This is a genomic window from Vibrio sp. TRT 17S01 (assembly GCF_050113695.1).
Lineage (GTDB): Bacteria > Pseudomonadota > Gammaproteobacteria > Enterobacterales > Vibrionaceae > Vibrio.
Map to the genome: position 1 here is coordinate 1 of NZ_JBNJOG010000057.1, position 1,093 is coordinate 1,093.

The window sequence follows — 1,093 nt, forward strand, 5'->3', positions numbered from 1 at the left end:
ACTTAGTATCAAGTTTGAAGTGCGACACTTAGAGTAGCTGCTCATAAATATACTCCGTTGGTGTCTTGTAACCAAGCCTTTGGCGTGGTCTGTTATTCAGTTTATACGCTATCTGGCTGCACAGTCTTTGTGTCACATGAGCCATTGAGGTTTTCTTAGGTAAATATTGGCGTATGAGTCCATTTGTATTCTCATTGGTCCCTCGCTCCCAAGAGTGGTAGGGCGTTGCGAAGTAAAACAAGCATTTATGCTTGTTTTCTATCTCCTGATATTGATTGAATTCTGTACCATTATCAGCAGTGATAGTTCTAAATGGTAAGTTTGAACGTGTAACGATCTCTGTCATTCTCGCGTTGAGTGATGCAGTTGTTCGGTCATCTAGCTGTCCGATATAGGTGTAGCCAGTCATTCTGTCAACGAGAGTGACAATGCAGTGCTTAGTTCCGCGACCGATCACGGTATCTATTTCCCAATGTCCAGGTTCTAGGCGTAACTCAGCTTGTTTTGGTCGTTCTGTTATGTGCCTTTTAGCGGCAATTCTCCCCCTGCTATCTTTGGCGTTGTAGCGCTTACGTCTCTGTTTTGGTGATTGACGTAAATGTTTCCAGAGCATGCCTCCGTTGGCTTTATCGGTCCAAATGTGCTGGTAAATAAGCTCATGGCTCATCACTGGATAGCCATGCAAACGGCAATACCCAACGATTTGGTCAGGACTCCAATCGAGCATTATAAGCGCGTCAATAATTTTGAAATCGTGCTTGGTATAACGCTTGTTACGCCGTGACCGGCTCAACCTGTTTCTAGCTCTTTGTTGTGCTCTAGCAGGCTGATAGGAAGGGTTAGGGCGATAGGCGTTGTATCGAGAGTTACGTTTAAATTCTCGGTAGATAGTGCTCTTGTGACGCCCTAGCTCTTTAGCGATGTTGACGACACTAATGCCTTGCTTTCTAAGTGCGGACATCATATACCTTTCATTCTCAGTGAGGTGTGTGTAATTCATGGTTTTTCACTTCTTGGCGGGAGTAAAATTTATGAATAGCACATCTCACTGTTTTAAATTTCAGGGGTGTCGCACTTCGTACTTGAATCCAAG

The 1,093-nt window shown here is 44.1% G+C and carries 1 protein-coding gene; it reads right to left on the bottom strand.

Annotated features, from left to right (window positions below; genetic code table 11):
- Positions 1-28 precede the first annotated feature (28 nt).
- Positions 29-1,000, bottom strand: a complete 972-nt coding sequence (locus ACQEXS_RS22450; RefSeq protein ID WP_026138241.1) for an IS30 family transposase — start codon at positions 998-1,000, stop codon at positions 29-31.
- Positions 1,001-1,093: the final 93 nt, after the last annotated feature.

What these genes read in the sequence shown, in the direction of transcription:
- ACQEXS_RS22450 (WP_026138241.1), bottom strand. Translation starts at nt 1,000, where the DNA reads ATGAATTACACACACCTCACTGAGAATGAAAGGTATATGATGTCCGCA.